Below are 360 nucleotides of genomic sequence, written 5' to 3'. Positions count from 1 at the left end.
GCGTAGCCCACGGTGCGGCCTTCGCCGATGTGGCCGATCTTCTGGCCGATGGCGTTCGGGGCTTCGGAGAAGCCGAAGGTGAAGATGATGGCCATGAAGAACGCCACGGTGACGGCGCCGGCGAGGTTGCCACAGAACACCAGGCCCCAGTTGCGCAGCACGCCGCTCCAGGTGGCGCCCGGGCGGCGGTCCAGCACGGCCAGCGGCGCGAGCGTGAAGACGCCGGTCAGCAGGTCGAAGCCCATCAGGTACAGCATGCAGAAGCCAACCGGGAACAGCAGCGCGCCAACCAGCGCGTTGCCGGTGTTGACAGTGATGGACACCGCGAAGGCTGCCGCCAGCGCCAGGATGGCGCCGGCC

The 360-nt window shown here is 68.9% G+C and carries 1 protein-coding gene; it reads right to left on the bottom strand.

The annotated features are described in order from the left end of the window. The coding region (locus AB4Z35_RS31340; protein WP_442101344.1) for a formate/nitrite transporter family protein at window positions 1-360 on the bottom strand (360 nt) is incomplete at both ends.

Source organism: Pseudomonas sp. KB_15 (assembly GCF_052114525.1).
GTDB lineage: Bacteria > Pseudomonadota > Gammaproteobacteria > Pseudomonadales > Pseudomonadaceae > Aquipseudomonas.
Note: the sequence above shows the minus strand (reverse complement) of the source record. Positions and strands in the feature narration are given on the sequence as shown.